This window comes from Belnapia arida, assembly GCF_016773205.1.
Lineage (GTDB): Bacteria > Pseudomonadota > Alphaproteobacteria > Acetobacterales > Acetobacteraceae > Belnapia > Belnapia arida.
The window spans coordinates 1-14,625 of record NZ_JAETWB010000063.1 but is presented as its reverse complement, the minus strand read 5'-3'; the positions used below and the strand labels follow the sequence as shown (position 1 = coordinate 14,625).

Annotated in this window: 16 protein-coding genes, 1 pseudogene and 1 other annotated feature; of the genes and pseudogenes, 12 read left to right on the top strand and 5 right to left on the bottom strand. The window is 63.7% G+C overall.

The annotated features are described in order from the left end of the window. Both JMJ56_RS30830 and JMJ56_RS30825 read left to right on the top strand, forming a co-directional pair. Positions 1-414: hypothetical protein (locus tag JMJ56_RS30830; RefSeq protein ID WP_236038945.1), on the top strand; the 414-nt coding region annotated here is incomplete at its 5' end. A gap of 310 nt (positions 415-724) precedes the next feature. Further along, positions 725-1,288 (top strand): GNAT family N-acetyltransferase, encoded by a 564-nt coding sequence (locus JMJ56_RS30825; protein WP_202835601.1) that lies wholly within the window; start codon positions 725-727, stop codon positions 1,286-1,288. A 231-nt stretch (positions 1,289-1,519) separates the two neighbouring features. Here the strand turns inward: JMJ56_RS30825 and JMJ56_RS30820 are convergent, their stop codons facing one another. Beyond that, complete coding sequence (locus tag JMJ56_RS30820; protein ID WP_202835599.1) at positions 1,520-2,404, bottom strand: LysR substrate-binding domain-containing protein; 885 nt, start codon at positions 2,402-2,404, stop codon at positions 1,520-1,522. A 115-nt stretch (positions 2,405-2,519) separates the two neighbouring features. Here JMJ56_RS30820 and JMJ56_RS30815 point away from each other — a divergent pair, with 115 nt between their 5' ends. From JMJ56_RS30815 to JMJ56_RS30790, 7 genes are all read left to right on the top strand, one after another. After that, on the top strand, positions 2,520-2,939 hold the full coding sequence (locus JMJ56_RS30815; RefSeq protein ID WP_202835597.1) for a tautomerase family protein: 420 nt from the start codon (positions 2,520-2,522) through the stop codon (positions 2,937-2,939). Then, positions 2,932-3,057, top strand: coding sequence for a hypothetical protein (locus tag JMJ56_RS35125; protein ID WP_268885173.1), 126 nt, complete (start codon positions 2,932-2,934; stop codon positions 3,055-3,057). The genes JMJ56_RS30815 and JMJ56_RS35125 overlap by 8 nt, the downstream gene beginning before the upstream one ends. 164 nt (positions 3,058-3,221) lie before the next feature. Then, positions 3,222-3,620: a tautomerase family protein gene (locus tag JMJ56_RS30810; RefSeq protein ID WP_202835595.1), complete on the top strand. Its 399-nt coding sequence runs from the start codon at positions 3,222-3,224 to the stop codon at positions 3,618-3,620. Positions 3,621-4,058: 438 nt separating this feature from the next. Beyond that, positions 4,059-4,769 (top strand): cupin domain-containing protein, encoded by a 711-nt coding sequence (locus tag JMJ56_RS30805; RefSeq protein WP_202835594.1) that lies wholly within the window; start codon positions 4,059-4,061, stop codon positions 4,767-4,769. A gap of 61 nt (positions 4,770-4,830) precedes the next feature. After that, a complete protein-coding gene (locus JMJ56_RS30800) occupies positions 4,831-5,541 on the top strand; it encodes an IS6 family transposase (RefSeq protein WP_202835593.1) in 711 nt (236 codons plus the stop codon). A 107-nt stretch (positions 5,542-5,648) separates the two neighbouring features. Beyond that, positions 5,649-6,392, top strand: a complete 744-nt coding sequence (locus JMJ56_RS30795; protein ID WP_202835591.1) for an SH3 domain-containing protein — start codon at positions 5,649-5,651, stop codon at positions 6,390-6,392. Positions 6,393-6,674: 282 nt separating this feature from the next. Then, complete coding sequence (locus JMJ56_RS30790) at positions 6,675-8,225, top strand: amidase (RefSeq protein ID WP_202835589.1); 1,551 nt, start codon at positions 6,675-6,677, stop codon at positions 8,223-8,225. A 531-nt stretch (positions 8,226-8,756) separates the two neighbouring features. Here JMJ56_RS30790 and JMJ56_RS35835 read toward each other — a convergent pair. From JMJ56_RS35835 to JMJ56_RS35120, 3 genes are all read right to left on the bottom strand, one after another. Then, a complete protein-coding gene (locus JMJ56_RS35835; protein ID WP_407927975.1) occupies positions 8,757-9,149 on the bottom strand; it encodes a DUF6894 family protein in 393 nt (130 codons plus the stop codon). Between the two features lie 1,084 nt (positions 9,150-10,233). Continuing rightward, positions 10,234-11,265 (bottom strand): methyltransferase, encoded by a 1,032-nt coding sequence (locus JMJ56_RS30780; protein WP_202835585.1) that lies wholly within the window; start codon positions 11,263-11,265, stop codon positions 10,234-10,236. A gap of 86 nt (positions 11,266-11,351) precedes the next feature. Beyond that, positions 11,352-11,486 carry a hypothetical protein gene (locus JMJ56_RS35120; protein ID WP_268885172.1) on the bottom strand — a complete coding sequence of 45 codons (135 nt, stop codon included), beginning with the start codon at positions 11,484-11,486 and terminating at the stop codon, positions 11,352-11,354. Between the two features lie 118 nt (positions 11,487-11,604). Here JMJ56_RS35120 and JMJ56_RS30775 point away from each other — a divergent pair, with 118 nt between their 5' ends. Further along, entirely contained in the window at positions 11,605-12,306 is a 702-nt protein-coding gene (locus JMJ56_RS30775) for a cupin domain-containing protein (RefSeq protein ID WP_202835584.1), read from the top strand. Positions 12,307-12,547: 241 nt separating this feature from the next. On the opposite strand, the pseudogene JMJ56_RS30770 reads toward JMJ56_RS30775, so the two are convergent. After that, positions 12,548-13,482, bottom strand: a pseudogene (locus JMJ56_RS30770) (IS3 family transposase); the annotation flags it as partial. Beyond that, positions 13,082-13,198 (bottom strand) — a sequence feature (AL1L pseudoknot). Its footprint overlaps the pseudogene before it by 117 nt. Before the next feature lie 144 nt (positions 13,483-13,626). Between JMJ56_RS30770 and JMJ56_RS30765 the strand changes: the two are divergent. Both JMJ56_RS30765 and JMJ56_RS30760 read left to right on the top strand, forming a co-directional pair. After that, a complete protein-coding gene (locus JMJ56_RS30765; protein WP_202835582.1) occupies positions 13,627-14,043 on the top strand; it encodes an antitoxin Xre/MbcA/ParS toxin-binding domain-containing protein in 417 nt (138 codons plus the stop codon). A gap of 119 nt (positions 14,044-14,162) precedes the next feature. Beyond that, positions 14,163-14,510: a TA system antitoxin ParD family protein gene (locus tag JMJ56_RS30760; RefSeq protein WP_202835580.1), complete on the top strand. Its 348-nt coding sequence runs from the start codon at positions 14,163-14,165 to the stop codon at positions 14,508-14,510. The last annotated feature ends 115 nt before the right edge of the window (positions 14,511-14,625 follow it).

Sequence of the window (14,625 nt, the reverse complement as noted above, 5' to 3'; positions counted from 1 at the left end):
CGCCAGGTCCGATGGCCACCCCAACCCTACACTCCGGCCAAGGCCGGATTTTCCAACACCTCCGTGGACGTTACCTTCGACGGTGGACGGCTTAGCCGAGTAACCGTGATGCTGTTCCGGCTGAATCTGCGCAGTGCCGAAGCGTGTTTGAATGCACATCGGGCCGCCGCAGCGAGCGTCCTGCCCAACCGTGGTGCCTCGAACGCTGCAAGAGTGGTGCGAGACCCGCAAGGCGAATTGGATGGCCCCAGGCCGCGCGCGGGTGAAACCGGTGACGTGGTATGGGCAATCGAGGTGCAGCAGGCTCGGTCCCGCGCTGTCATCGAGACCACTTGGGAGGAGCCGACGAGCGCCATGCAGGCCGGCGCTGACGAGACTTGTATCGGAACGATGACCCACATTCCCGCAGCGTGACACCGCACTGACCAGGACCGCTTCGGGTTGAGTGTCGGTAAACTATCTAACCACCAACACGTCCGCTTTGCTCTCGGAGCACCTTGGAACTGCCATTCCTCTTTCGGCCAACCTCAACCGCTTGGACTACCGCAGGGCTTGTTAGAACTCGGATTCGGCGGCAGAGCCAACCGCTTAAACTCGATCACATGCGATAAGCCCCGGATGGGACAGGTTAGCCCTACCGACTGGCGTTCGCTCCTGTCAGGCACGCGCTACCGCCGCAGTCGACCCATTGCGGACGTTGGGGACCATAGACAAGCTCGCATCCATGCAGGCTCTTTCGATCAAGTCAGGACGCATCCTTCTACGCGACTTCACCGAAGCGGATCGGGCAGCTTTCATCGAGTACCAGACTGATCCACGTTACCTGCGGCTTTATGACTTCGACCAGCAGACGGAGCGCCCAACCAAGCTGTTTGACCTATTTCTGCAGTGGCAGCGGGATCGACCGCGAATGAATATGCAGCTCGCGATCTGTGAAGTCAGAACCGGACGCCTTCTTGGATGCGGCGGGCTTCGCAAGGTCGACGATACCGTCGCGGTACTCGGAATTGAGCTGGCACCAAGTGAGTGGGGGCGCTTCCGAGTGGCGCTGGATGCTTCCGGCGCATTGGTCCGGTACGGGTTCGAGACATTGAACCTGGGAGCCATCATCGGGGATACTGCCAGCGGCAACCGCCGGGTCGAGAAGTTGGCACGGTGGTTTGGAGCCGAGATCGTGGCCCGGCGAATGGGACCGGACTGGATGCAGGCTCGCGGATGGCAGGAAGTGGACTGGGCGATAACAAGAGAAAGTTGGCAGCGAGCTGGACCACCACCCCCTGGGTCCTGATAAGGCGAACGTCCGCTTTCCACCCATCTCGGCGGTAGCTTGGGTTGGGATGCTTCGGCCAACTTTGACCGATGCAGCTACAGGGGCGATCGATTTTAGCTGAGGGCACCGCCGCAGGCGGGTCGAAGCTTCATCACATGCGATAAGTCTCCCCTGTGCCAAGGCAAGGCGCCGGCCATCCGGCGCAACCTTCGTCACTCCTGCACAGTGCGAGGCGGACCACCCCCCGCCTCAGGCGGTCATCTGGTCTAGAATGGTACCCTTGTTGCGCAGACCGTCGGCCAGTAGCTCGGCCAAACGCGCCGCTTCCGCTCCGGGGCTGCGGCGGAGGCGCAGGCTGAACTCCGCTTCCGGCAACGGGGGCAGGGCAAGCGCGCGCGGGGCGACGCCGACGCCTGCGCCGGCGAGCCGGCCGGTGCGAGCCGTCACCGCCAAGCCGGCGCGCACGGCCGCCCGCAGCCCCGCGAGGCTCGGGCTCGTGGCGGCAATCCGATGCGCCCGCCCCGCCCTCGCCAAAGTGTCGAGTGCAGCATCTCGAAATCCGCAGGGCGGATCTAGCACGGCGAGCGGGACTTCCTCCCGCACTGGGACAGCGAGGCCGTCGCGGGCGCAGAGCCAGCGCATTGGCTCGTGCAGCACGGCAACCTCTTCGCCAATCGCGTCGCCTCCGCGCATGACGAGAGCGAGATCGATCCGCCCTACGGCGAGATCCGCCAGCAGCGCAGCGGAACGGCCGACGCGCAAATCGAGCCGGGCCTTCGGGTGCGCAACGGCAAAGGCGCGCAGCAGATCGGGCAAAGCGGTGTCAGCGAAATCTTGGGTGACGCCCAGCGCTACCGGTTCCGCGGCGCCGACACCGGAGACTGCAAGGCGCGCGTCGCGGTGGGCATCGAGGATCCGTCTCGCGTGAGGCAGCAATGCCTCGCCCGCCTCGGTCAGCACGCGGCCGCGCCCGGCGGCAGCCAGCAGCGGCGTGCCAAGGTCCGCTTCGAGGCGCTGGACCTGCGCCGTCACGGCCGACGGCGTGCGGCCGACCGCCGCGGCGGCACGGGCCAAGGTGCCGGCGTCGGCAAAGGCCAGGAAGGTGCGAAGCAGATCAGGATCGAGGAGTCTCACAGTTCAAGACTTTCGAAGCTTATAGGCAATATTATTCGATATTCTGCAACGTTAAAAAAGAGCACATCAAGGCTCCCAGGGCGGCATCGGGCCGCCTCCTACCGGAGCCAACGCCATGCCGATTCTCAATCTTGTCGTCTCCACCCATACGGACCCCGGTCGCTCGACGCACATCGCCACACGTCTGTCAGCGCTGACGGCTGAGCACGCCCGCAAAGATCCGTTAGTCGCCAAGATCGCGGTGCACGACGTCGCGCCAGAGCATTGGTTTGCTGGAGATCGCTCTCTTTCCGAATCGGACGAGGCGAGCTTCTGGCTGCACATCAAGGTGGCGGATAGCACCAACACGAATGCGCACATGGCCGACTACGTGCGCGCGCTGTCCGGCGAGATGAGCGCCTTGCTCAGCGCGCCGCTGCACGATGAAAGCTACATCCTCATGCATAAGGCTCCGGGCGCCGCCTACGGGTTCGACGGGGTTACGCAAGAGCACCGCTTCATCGCGGGGCGCCTGCAGGAGACGGCCCATGCGTAGGCTCCTCGCGGCCCTCGGCGTCGCTGCGCTCGGCGTGCTGCCGGCCGGTGCGCTGGCTATGCTTGCTGCCGCCCGTGCTCCTGGCTCGCCCGTTGTCGGATGGCTTATCGGCGGCTGACGGGGGCCTCGCACGCCCTGGTGTCAGGAAGCGGGTATTTGCCAACGTGGTCGACCGACTAGGTTCAATTGCCAGAGCGCTTCAGTGCCGCGCGAAGGCCGCAAGCCAGCGCATGTCGGCCGTGGAGAACGGTCGCGGCGCGTCTCGAACGTCAGGAAACAGTCATGCCGCTCGTCAACATCGCACTCATCAAGGGCAAGTCGCGCGCCCACATCGCCGCCATCTCGGACGGCATCCAGCGCGGGCTTGTCGAGGCGTTCGCAACGCCAGCCCTGGACAGGTTCCAGCTCGTGCATCAGCTCGCGCGCGAGGACTTCATCTACGATCCCAACTACCTGAACATCCGCCGCACCGATGACTTAGTCATAATTCATATCGTCCACAGCGATTGGCGCGATGCCACACAGAAAAAGGCGCTTTATCGGGCGATTGTGGACAATCTGGTGGAAGCGCCCGGCCTGCGCCCCGAGGACGTGATCATCGTGCTGTCGCCGAATGGGCGGAGCGGGGAGGATTGGAGCTTCGGCCGCGGTCTGGCATCCTACCTAAAAGACGAAGGCTGAGCCGGACATACGCGCCGCCCTCGCGCAGCATCAGGCGTCACCTTCGACCGCAAGAGTCACTCGGACAGGCATTTGGATCTTCAGCACTCAGGGCCAGACAGAAGGTCCGCTTCGAGTTGGGTTCGGCTTCAAAAGTAACGTACGCTTTGACGGCATGCGTCCCACAAAGTGGACAGACTGCATTTGGCCAACCTCAGCCGTTTGCCGGGCGACGTCAGAACTCTGGCAGAACTCGGACCCTGCGGCGAGGCCGACCACCCGAAATCAATCACCTGCGATAGGTCCCGATGGGACAAGTCAGATGGGCCAACTGCTATCCACGCTTTGTGTTCAGCACGGCATACAGCTGCACTCGACCCAGTTGCCTGCCCCATCCCGCCTGTGGGACTGTTCGGATGCGGTCTGGCCCCTGTGCCCCGGCCGAAGGAGGCAACAGCAATGCGCTTGCCCTCGCTCCCCACACCCGGCGCCGGACGGCTCGCTATTCCGGCCCTGGCCGCGGCGCTGGCCGCGACCTTTGCCACGCCCGCCGTAGCGCAGCTCGATCCTCGCCGCGGGCCGCCCGGCTGCGTGCCCGTGGCGGAGCGCCAGATGGAGCGTGGCTGCTACATCATGGTCGAGCACCGGCTCGGCTCCCTGCCCACCGATGTGCCGCTGCACTGGAACATCGCCGCCTATCCCAGCCGGGCCGCGGCGGAGGCGGCGCGTGGCCAGCGCGGCGCGGTCGTGGAGGCGCTCGGGCGGCTCTGGCTGATGAGCATCGCGGAGGCGGGCTATCGACCGGCCAGGGGCGAGCACCTCGCCGAGATCGGGCCGCTGCGGATCGAGGCCGGCACTCCCTACACGGCGGTCTACATGCAGGGGATCATGCTGCCCGGCGCCGAGACCGGCGTGCACCACCATCCCGGCCCGGAAGTGATCCTCACCCTCGCAGGCGAGGAATGCATGGAGACGCCCGCCGGCCGGATGGTCGGGCGCCCCGGCGGCGCGCCAGTGATGGTGCCGCCGGGGGTGGCGCACCGACTGACCATCACCGGCACCGAGGAGCGCCAAGCGCTCGCCCTGGTGCTGCACGATTTCAACCGCCCATGGGCCATCCGCACGCATGAGCACGGCTGGGCGCCTCGGGGACTCTGTCGGGGCGATTAGGCTGGCATTGCCAAGTTATCGGCCTCTACCGGGAACGAAGCGGCTGGGCCAATCTGGGTTGATGACGTCCGAGCCTGCCACCTACCCCGGATACCGCTTTCCGGCCGAGATCATCAGTCACGCGGTCTGGCTCTACCATGTCTTCGGCCTGAGCTTCCGGGACGTCGAACTGCTTCTGGCCGAACGGGGCATTACGGTCACCCACGAGACCATAAGGCAGTGGTGCCTAAAGTTCGGAGCCGATTTCGCCCGCAAGCTTCGCCGCCGCCGGCCCAAGCCGGGTGACACTTGGCACCTCGATGAGGTGTTTCTGAAAGTCAACGGCGAGCTGCACTATCTCTGGCGCGCCGTCGACCAGCACGGCGTCGTCCTCGATATCCTGGTTCAGGACCGCAGAAACGCCACGGCGGCCAAGCGTTTCCTTAAGCGCCTGCTCGCCGGGCTGAAGTACAAGCCAAAGCGCCTCGTCACCGAGGGCCTGCACAGCTACGGCGTTGCGCACCGTGACATCTTGCACCAGGTGAAGCACCGGACCAGTCGCTACCTGAACAACCGGGCCGAAAACTCGCACCGGCCGACGCGGCGCCGAGAGCGGCAGACGCAGCGGTTCAAGTCACCGAAGCAGGCGCAGCGCTTCTTATCATCCCAAGCGATGATCTATGGCCATTTTCGTCCGCGGCGGCACTTGATGACGGCTGCTGAGTACCGCGATGCCCGTGCCAAGGCCTTCCGGATCGGGCGACAGAAGACGTGCGTCCAGATGGCCGCGTAAGCACGACAGGTGTCGTGCCGCGCGGTCAAACGCGTCCATCAATCCAACAACTTGGCAATACCTGCGTCTGGCTTAGAAGAAGGCCCGTCCACTGATAGGGACCCAAAATGGGCAAGCTGATCGCGCCTTTCCTCGCACTGATCGCGGTGGCGCTCACGGCCTGCGATGACCCGCCGAAGAACACACCTGGCCCTGGGCCCGTCCTTGCAGCCGCACGCCAAGCTGCAGAGGCGCAGGTACGAGCCCGGTTGCGCATGATGGGTGAGATGCAGATGCGCGCGATGCAGGCTTGGCAACAGCAGGTGCCGAACACCATCGCTGTTTGCGGTCAGGTCAACCCGACCGGCGAGGCCAACGATCCCTTTATCCCGTTCGTCGCGGTCGTGACCCTAAATGAGGGAAGGATTGAGCGGACGGACCTGGTGATTGGCATGTCCAATTCGGAAGCAGGCCGCGTCTTCGTCGAGATGCTTGACCGCTGTTTCGAGGGTGGCGGCCCACCGACAGGGCGCCTGCAGGCGCGCGCCTTGCCGCCGTTGCCACTTGACGCGGCACTTGCCCAACAGCGTGCGGCGTCACCGATTAACACGCCGGCTCCAGTCGTAGCCGGCTCACCGGTGCCAGTGTCACCGGGGCCTGCATCACCTCCTATAGCTGCCGGGCCAATGGTGACTACGACTGCAGCCCATCCAGTGAATATCCGCAACCAACCGGGTGGCGGTGGGGCTGTAGTACGTATCGTTCCGCGCGCTTCCACGCTGCGGGTCTTCGGCGAGGCACCCGGCGGCTGGCTACAGGTGGGTGAGGACCAACCCTTCGGCTGGGTGCACGGGTCGATGCTGGGCCGTTAGGGCGGCGCTGGGCGGCGCGGGGCACCTCCCCGAAACTTCCAGGCTACTGGCCGAGGGTATCGCAACTGATGATGCCTTTGTTCCAGCCATCTGAGAACTGCGGCGGCCTCAGTTCATTCCAACCTGCCAGGTGACCCACGCCTGACTGGGCTGGGCACCACACTTCCGGCAGCCGAGCGGGGGACAAACGAGGTTGCGGGGGCGGAAAGCCCCACTGCCAGCCTCAGAAGGGACTAGCGTTTGGCTTTGGGCCGACGATGGCCCAGTCGGAGGGCTAGGAACATGGCAGCGGACAGGCCAGAGCCGACCCCACCCTCGGCCACGGCGGGTGGCCAGGGCAGGCCCGGACAGACCAACGGCACCGCTGCCGACGTGCCGCCGGCGAGCAGTCCCCCTGAACTGGTGATGTTGGATGCGACAGAGCTGTCGCGGGCGATCCATGCGAAGCGGGTCTCCTGTCGTGAGGTGATGGAGGCCCATCTCGATCACATCGGGCGAGTAAACCTAAGCGCCAACGCCATCGTGTCGCTCCGCCCGCGAGAGGTCCTGATGGCAGAGGCGCGGGAGCGTGACGACCGCTTGGCGCGCGGAGAGGCGGCGGGCTGGATGCATGGCTTCCCGCACGCGGTGAAAGACCTCGCCGCCACGGCGGGCCTGCGCACCACCTTCGGATCGCCGCTGTTCGAGGAGCATGTCCCCCAGGCTGACGCGATCGTTGTTGAGCGAATGCGCGCCGCGGGCGCGATCGTCATCGGCAAGACGAACACCCCGGAGTGGGGCATGGGTTCGCAGACCTACAACCCGGTCTTTGGGACAACGACCAACGCCTACGACCCATCGCGGACGGCGGGTGGCAGCAGCGGCGGCGCTGCGGCGGCGCTGGCGCTGCGGATGGTGCCAGTGGCGGACGGCAGCGACTTCGCCGGCAGCCTGCGCAACCCACCCGGGTGGAACAACGTGGTCGGCCTCCGCCCGTCGCGCGGACGCGTGCCGAACGGGCCGACGCCCGAGGTCTTCGTGCAGCAGTTTGGCACCGAGGGACCGATGGGCCGCAGCGTCGCGGACACCGCCATGCTGTTCGCCATCATGGCCGGCCCGGACGACCGCATCCCGCTCTCGCTTGGGGAGGACCCAGGCGTCTTCGCCCGCCCCCTGGAGGTGGACGTACGCGGTCGGCGCGTCGGCTGGCTTGGTGGCCTGGCCGAGCAGCTTCCCTTCGAGCCCGGCGTGCTGGACCTGTGCCGCAATGCACTTAGCGCCTTCGGGGTGATCGGCTGTGCTGTTGAAGAGGCCAAGCTGGACTTCCCGCGCGAGAGGATCTGGAACAGCTTCGTTGCGCTGCGCAGCTGGCTGAACGCGGGTGCGTTGCGGCCGCTCTATGCCGACCCGGTGAAGCGCGCTCGCCTGAAGCCAGAGGCGGTCTGGGAGGTGGAGACCGGGATCAAGCTATCCGGCGAGGAGGTGTTCGCCGCATCGCTGGCCCGCTCCGAACTGTACCAGGCGGTTCGCAACCTGCTCGAGCGCTTCGACTGCCTCGTGTTGCCGACTGCACAGGTGTTCCCCTTCGACGCCAAGATACACTGGCCCGAGGAGATCAATGGCGTTCCGATGGACTCCTACCATCGTTGGATGGAGGTGGTAGCCCTGCCGACACTGTGCGGCCTACCGACGATGGCCATGCCGGCCGGCCTCGACCCGCGAGGCCTGCCGATGGGCCTCCAGATCATTGGCCGCTGGTGCGACGACCTCGGTGTGCTCCAGCTCGCCCGAGCATACGAGAGCGCGACCGACTGGACACGCAAGGTGCTGCCCCCTCCCGTCCGAGCAAGCTGACCGGGTAAACCCTCAAGCAACGCCATGTCGCCTTCGCGCCACTGCTTCCGGTTCAGCATGCTGGTCGCCTCAGCCGCCTGCATCCCGAGAGCAGCGTCAATCTCCGAAGGCGTGATGATGCCGCGCTCGTCCATCTTCCGGCCGATGGCCATCCGCAACCGGATAGTCCCTAGCCGATCAGCGTCGCGGCGTCGGTGCTCCTCGAGCGTGATCTTCGGCTTCGCCGGCGGCGTTTGGTCAGGGGGCGGCAGGCTCATGCCGCGAATGTCGGATGCCGCGGCTATCAACACCAGCCCGAGCAACGAGTTCTGGTCTTAGTCGCGCGCCAGATGGCCTCGGTTCGTTTGCAGTCCGCCCGACACAGCGCCCTCAACCTGACCAGTGCTGCGTCGGGAATACCGGCGAAAACCCTGCCGTCCCGCTGCCGACGCTGCACCTCGAACCGGTCGATAACTTCAAGATCGCCCAGGCTTTTCCCTTCGTGGCTGTCGCATTCCAGCTCCGGGCAGTAAGGCCCAATGCCGGGAGCGATCATGTATGGGGTGTCGCACACGCGGCATTGCATAGGCCTGCCCTCCAGCGGTGACGCGAGGGATGAACGCACATGCGGTCACTTGGGTGCCGTGAGCGATGAGGAAGGGCTGAGGTCGGCGCTTCTTCACTTGTGATAAGCCTCCACTCCAGCGATCCTAGCGCGTCGTGGAAGTGGACCGTCGCCAAGCCCTGCCCCGCATCGTCAGCAACTTCTATCTGCTGCACGTCCGTTATCTTGCTGCTGCGGCTGCTGCGCAGGCGGTCGGCGACCAGCAGCCGAAAACTGACGCGTGCCTCATCTTGGGCAGCGCCGAGATCGGGTAGCTCGGCCCCCTCCGGGTCGAGGATCAACTCTTGGCCTTGGCGGACATGCAGGAAGAAGCGCGGCATAGCTGCACTCTATGTCCCGTCTTCAACGCTCAGCCGTCCGGTTGCGAACGACTAGAAGGGACAGGTTCGCTTGCGATAACACCCCCGTTCCACAGGTTAGCCACTGTCCATGTGCGGGGCGGTGCTGCGGCTTGGGCGATGCTGACGCAGGGCTGAGGCTTGGCTGAACCAGCTTTTAACGAAGCAGCTCGAGGCCCCGCCGCGGCCGTGGTGGCGAAAAGTGTTCGGATGAATAGACACAAAGTCTATACCAACAAGGCAGCTAGTAGAACGCTTCTACGTAATAATAGATTGTAAGAAATTCGCGATTTTATTGACGGCCCCCTTGCCAAAATGCGCACATATTAGGTGCTGGCATGTATACGAAATGAATACTGCCGGCCAACGCCGCATCTAATAGATGCGGCAGCAGAAAGGGATGGAACATGTCTTCGTCTTTGCGCGAACTGACCCTCGATGAAGCTGAATATGTTGGCGGTGGCACTTATACGTGTAACCCGTGCGACCCCTGTTGCTCGCCACCGCCTCCGCCTGAACACTCCAAAAAGCATCCGAATAATGGCTATGGAAACGGCGGCGGTGATGGTGTTCCTGGGAAGTCAAATAAATCAGATACCAACCGCTGAAGAGAACGACAGAGTTTTTAGCTCGTCTGTGATGAAGGGGGCTGCTCAAGCGGCCCCCTCGTGGCGCATTCCAGAAGCAGCGGTGCTGGCCATCGCCCAAGCGCCCCAGCGGGGGGCACCGATCCGGGAGGATCACATTCGATAAACCCCCGCCTACCAGATCAGCCAAACGATCAGGAGTGGTGATATCAACGCTGCAAACGCTGCAGTTCGTACAACAAGATGAGCGAGCTGCACGGCTTGGCCGGAAACGGCAACGGAAATGGCAAGGGGATAAGCCACGGAATCTCGTCTCCACCATCCGACGTTTTAGGTCGGGCGACTAAACGCGCGGATAGTTCCTCTGCATCCGCATCATTTCAAATCACAAACTGTTCGAACGGGTACTGAACTGATGGCTTGTGCGCTCTATCACCTGCGGTAACACCCGCTTACTCCAGCCTAGCAGGTGACTTTAGTCAGCCCTTGGCCGCGCCCCCTTCTATGGGCAATCCCTCAATTACGTTCAGGGCCGTCGCTGTCGGCACGACCCTGGCGAGGCGGAAGCCGGTGGCCGTGAATAAGGACTCGAATTCCTCGGGTGTCCGTTCCAGGCCCCCGGGCTCGACCAACATGATGAGGTCGGTAAATTTGGTGTCCGCCCCCTCGTTCGGAGGCCCAATCAGCCGTTCCAGCACCAGTAGCTTCGCCTCTGGTTCCATGGCACGGCGGCAGGCCCTCAAAATCGCCGTGGAGGCCGCGTCGTCCCAGTCGTGTACGATGAATTTCAGCAGGTAGGCGTCGCCACCCTCTGGCACGGCCTCGAAGAAGCTGCCCCCGACGATCTCGCACCGGTCGGCAACGCCTGCTGCTTCCAGTACCGGCCTTGCCCGCTCGACAACGTGCGGCTGGTCGAACAGGACGCCGCGAAGGTGCGGGTGGGCCGCGAGGATATCGGCCAGCAGTGTGCCCGTACCTCCACCCACATCGACGACCCGGTGGAACAACGAAAAGTCGTAAGCCGCGAGCACTGCGGGAGAGAGCCTGCGTGAGATCGCTGACATTGCGCCATCGAAGATCACCTGCTCCTCCGGGTGCCTAGACAGGTATTCGAAATTGCCGCTGCCGTGCATGTAGCGGAAGGCGTTCTCGCCCGTGCGAACGCTGTGTAGCAGGTGCGCCCAGGCGTTCCATTCGAAGGGCCGCCCGATGAGGGTCGCCCAAGGCGCCACCGGGACAGGCGCGTCGGAGCGCAGGCATTCGCCCATCGACGTTAGCGCAAACCGCTTATCCGGCCCCTCGTGGAACACTCCAGCGGCCGCAAGGGCTCGCAGCAGCCGATAAAGGGTGGGTGCATGGCTACCCGTCGCGGCGGCGAGATCGTCGCTGGTCCGCTCCCCGGCGGCGAGGTGGTCGGCGATGCCGAGCGAGGCCGCAACGTGGATCGCCTGCGAAATCTGATAGCCGTTTACCAGTCGGATCAGGTCGAGGGCCGGTGTCTGCGATGCCATGGGGACCTCCTCTCTCTATTCAGGGCCGCTGCGATGTTTGCACAGCCGTCCGTCAGGGAGTGACCCGAACAGATGCTCCCGCGCGGCTACCCGTCGCCGAAGGCCGACCGCCACATCCCGTCCAGCCACTGCACCTGATCCGCCGGCAGCCGCACCGCGACCGGCTGCCCCTGGAGCCATTGCCGGAGCCGCTCGAGCCGCACGCGATCCTGCAGCGACATCGCCGGCTGCCTGGCCAGGAGGGCGATCTGCTTCCGAGCCGTGCGGGGAGCCAGGCTGGCGAAGGTGAGGGGCGCTGGCCGAGGCTAGGCGGCCGTTCTGGCGGCGGTGGATCGGGATATGAGCGAGCCCGGCAGGACCTGCCCCGACAAGGCAACCTTCGATGCCGAGCTCGACCGGCTGACCGGCGTCTACCTCAAGCTCAAGGCCGCGGCGCAGAAGCAGGGCATCGAGATTGAGACCGCGGCCCATCAGGCGGCCAAGCTCGGCCTCCCGTTGGGAGAAGGCAGGTTCACGCTGCGAATGTCGGGGGCGCATCCAGGTCCGCCGGCCAAGTTCTGCTTGTATGTCTGCAGCCTCGACATCTCAATAAGTTGCCGGAAAACCAGCGAAGAGGGAGGTCTAAGGATGCTCACACGGAGAGTGTTTTCGGCGTGCTGGATTTGCTCCACCGCCGGTCTGGTCGCAACGGCGGCCGAAGTCCAGCAGGCGCCGCAGCTCCAAAGCGCCGGGCTGAAACGCACGGTCCTCAACCAAACTGAGCTACCGGGCGGCACCCATGTGGTCATCCAAGTCCTCGTCGAAGTGCCGCCGAACTCCGATGTCGAGCAGCACGTCCATCCAGGAATTGAGACCGGCTATGTTTTGGAGGGCACCGGTATGCTCTACGTTGAAGGGCGCGACTCAATCGAGTTGAAGCCCGGCATGGGCCTTCAGATCCCGCAGGGTGTCCCTCACAGCGCAAAGAATGGGCCGGCCGTCACGAAGCTGATCAGCACCCTCACGGTCGAGAAGGGCAAGCCCGCCGCATCCCCAGCGTAACGCTGAAGCGCACGGCCAACGTGCTTCAGCGCGCCCTCACCTGCGATAAGGACCCCTTACCGCAAGTTAGCCGGCGTCGCCATAATCATGGTAAACTGTTCGGTTGCAAGCTGGGTTAGGCGTGAGCATCATACCATAAGCTAGGGGGTGGGCGATGCGGTGTCGAAGCCCGGTAGGCGATGTTACCTGCGAACCGCAATAGCAACGCCCTCCGGTGTTGCGACGACCGCTTGAACCTGGGTTGCCTTCCGCGGTCGTTGTGATGCACGAGGCCACCGCCCTTCAGCGGACGGCGGTCGTGCAGCGCCTGTTCCAGGGCATCAAGGACGAAGCTCGCATGGGCGGTACGCGATACCCGCCAGGCGACGGTACATCGGGCGAAGGTGTCGATGACGAAGGCCACGTGGGCGTTGCCCTGTTAGATGGCGACATAGGTGAAATCGGGCACCCAGAGTTGGTTCGGTCGTGGCGCCTGGAACTGCAGGTTTACCTTGTCGGCCGGGCACGGCGTCGCCTTGTCCGGCGCTGTCGTACAAGTCGACCTGCCGCGGACTACGCCCTGCAGGCCCATCTGGCGCATCAGCCTGGCCACCGTGCAGCGGGCCGCCGGGATGCCCTCGCGGCGGAGCTGGCGCCAAACCTTGCGTACGCCATAGACGCCGAAGTTCGCCTCATGGACCCGTCTGATCTCGGCGCAAAGGTCGGCATCACGCCGACTGCGGGCCGAGCCCTTGGCCGGGTCCACCCGGACGGCAGCATGGGCGTGGTAGGTCGACGGGGCAATCCGCAGCACCTTGCGGATCGGCTCGATCCTATAGGCTGCCCGGTGATCGTCGATGAAGGCGATCATGGCTTCGACCGGCGGTCGAGCTCCGCCATCGCAAAATAGGCCGACGCCTTCTTCAGGATCTCATTGGCCTGCCGCAGCTCTCGGACTTCACGTTCCAGCGCCTTGATGCGTTCACGCTCTTCGGTCGTCGCTCCAGGCCGTTGCCCCTAGTCCAGCTCGGCCCGCCGCACCCACTTCCGCAGCGTCTCGGCCGTGCAGCCGATCTTGCCTGCAACCGAGCCGATCGCAGCCCACTGCAACGCATGGTCGCCCCCGTGGTCCAGCACCATCCGTACTGCTCGCTGCCGCACTTCAGGCGAAAACCGGTTCGACGTCTTCTTCGTCATGGCTCCAACCTCTCAAGGTTTGAAGCCTCCGGCAAATCCGGGGCAGTTCACTCCGTTTTCCTGATTGCAGCCGAGGCGGCTTACTATACCATCCCAATCCTCACGTTCGAGCTGAAGCTCGGGCTAGCGGTGGCGGCAACATTCATGCCCACTTTGATCCCAAAAGATCTGAGCTTCCTTGTGACACTCAATAACGGTGACATTAAATTAACCGAAGCTCCCCTCGAAGGACTGCCGGTGCAGGTTGCACTAGAAATTTTGCAAACCGGTCGGCTAACGGCGACCGAATTGAACAAGTTGGTGCGAGCCGATTTAAGTTCGGCGAATTCCATGGTCTCGGGCGGGCTCACGTCTGCACAATTTGCCCGCCTCTTCCGCGTTATTAAAGTCCTCCTAAAGGCGGAGGACACTTTCGCTAACCGCGAGAAGGCGTACCACTGGCTACGGCGGCCTACCTCTGCATTGGCAGAGATTGCTCCGCTGGACTTGCTTGATACAGACTTTGGGTCGCAACAAGTAGAAAGCTTGCTCGACCATATCGGCCATGGGACTGCTGCGTGAGTGCGTCGCTGAAATTAACATCTTTGAATGGGAAAATCGAACGAAGTTTGGTTCTTCTTTACGGCCGGCGGTTTGCCATCTCTTTCGTGCTAAATGGCGATCGTCATGTGGAGGTCTAAATGACTGATGCCCGCGGCACCATATCTCTCAAGCTCGAGATTTTGGCTGCGGCTACCCAAGCTGCACGAGTAAATCATTGTTCCGTGGAAGCTCAAATCGAGCGATGGGCACGGCTCGGGCGTGCATTAGAAATGCATTCAGCCTTTTCATCATCCGAAGTCGAAGCAGCCGTTGGAGGGAGCAAGACAGTCGAAGAGCTCAGCAGCTTAGAGCGTGTCGCATTCTTCGAACGCATCTCAGAGATTTTTCAAAACGCTTCGGCCCATCTAGTCGCCGCCTATGCATCTCTAAGCCATGACCCCAACATGGGGACCACTCTCAGCCCTAGAGAGCCCAGTGCGGACTGAGCACCGCATGCACCGCTTGGGGGAGCATACGGTTAGAATCTGAACGCGAAATAAGCCTTCTCCTTCAGGTCGGTTTCGATACGTAGGGCAGTGCGCCGACTGGGCCTCACCATGT

What these genes read in the sequence shown, in the direction of transcription:
- JMJ56_RS30825 (WP_202835601.1), top strand. Translation starts at nt 725, where the DNA reads ATGCAGGCTCTTTCGATCAAGTCAGGACGCATCCTTCTACGCGACTTC.
- JMJ56_RS30815 (WP_202835597.1), top strand. Translation starts at nt 2,520, where the DNA reads ATGCCGATTCTCAATCTTGTCGTCTCCACCCATACGGACCCCGGTCGC.
- JMJ56_RS35125 (WP_268885173.1), top strand. Translation starts at nt 2,932, where the DNA reads ATGCGTAGGCTCCTCGCGGCCCTCGGCGTCGCTGCGCTCGGCGTGCTG.
- JMJ56_RS30810 (WP_202835595.1), top strand. Translation starts at nt 3,222, where the DNA reads ATGCCGCTCGTCAACATCGCACTCATCAAGGGCAAGTCGCGCGCCCAC.
- JMJ56_RS30805 (WP_202835594.1), top strand. Translation starts at nt 4,059, where the DNA reads ATGCGCTTGCCCTCGCTCCCCACACCCGGCGCCGGACGGCTCGCTATT.
- JMJ56_RS30800 (WP_202835593.1), top strand. Translation starts at nt 4,831, where the DNA reads ATGACGTCCGAGCCTGCCACCTACCCCGGATACCGCTTTCCGGCCGAG.
- JMJ56_RS30795 (WP_202835591.1), top strand. Translation starts at nt 5,649, where the DNA reads ATGGGCAAGCTGATCGCGCCTTTCCTCGCACTGATCGCGGTGGCGCTC.
- JMJ56_RS30790 (WP_202835589.1), top strand. Translation starts at nt 6,675, where the DNA reads ATGGCAGCGGACAGGCCAGAGCCGACCCCACCCTCGGCCACGGCGGGT.
- JMJ56_RS35835 (WP_407927975.1), bottom strand. Translation starts at nt 9,149, where the DNA reads ATGCCGCGCTTCTTCCTGCATGTCCGCCAAGGCCAAGAGTTGATCCTC.
- JMJ56_RS30780 (WP_202835585.1), bottom strand. Translation starts at nt 11,265, where the DNA reads ATGGCATCGCAGACACCGGCCCTCGACCTGATCCGACTGGTAAACGGC.
- JMJ56_RS35120 (WP_268885172.1), bottom strand. Translation starts at nt 11,486, where the DNA reads ATGTCGCTGCAGGATCGCGTGCGGCTCGAGCGGCTCCGGCAATGGCTC.
- JMJ56_RS30775 (WP_202835584.1), top strand. Translation starts at nt 11,605, where the DNA reads ATGAGCGAGCCCGGCAGGACCTGCCCCGACAAGGCAACCTTCGATGCC.
- JMJ56_RS30765 (WP_202835582.1), top strand. Translation starts at nt 13,627, where the DNA reads ATGCCCACTTTGATCCCAAAAGATCTGAGCTTCCTTGTGACACTCAAT.
- JMJ56_RS30760 (WP_202835580.1), top strand. Translation starts at nt 14,163, where the DNA reads ATGACTGATGCCCGCGGCACCATATCTCTCAAGCTCGAGATTTTGGCT.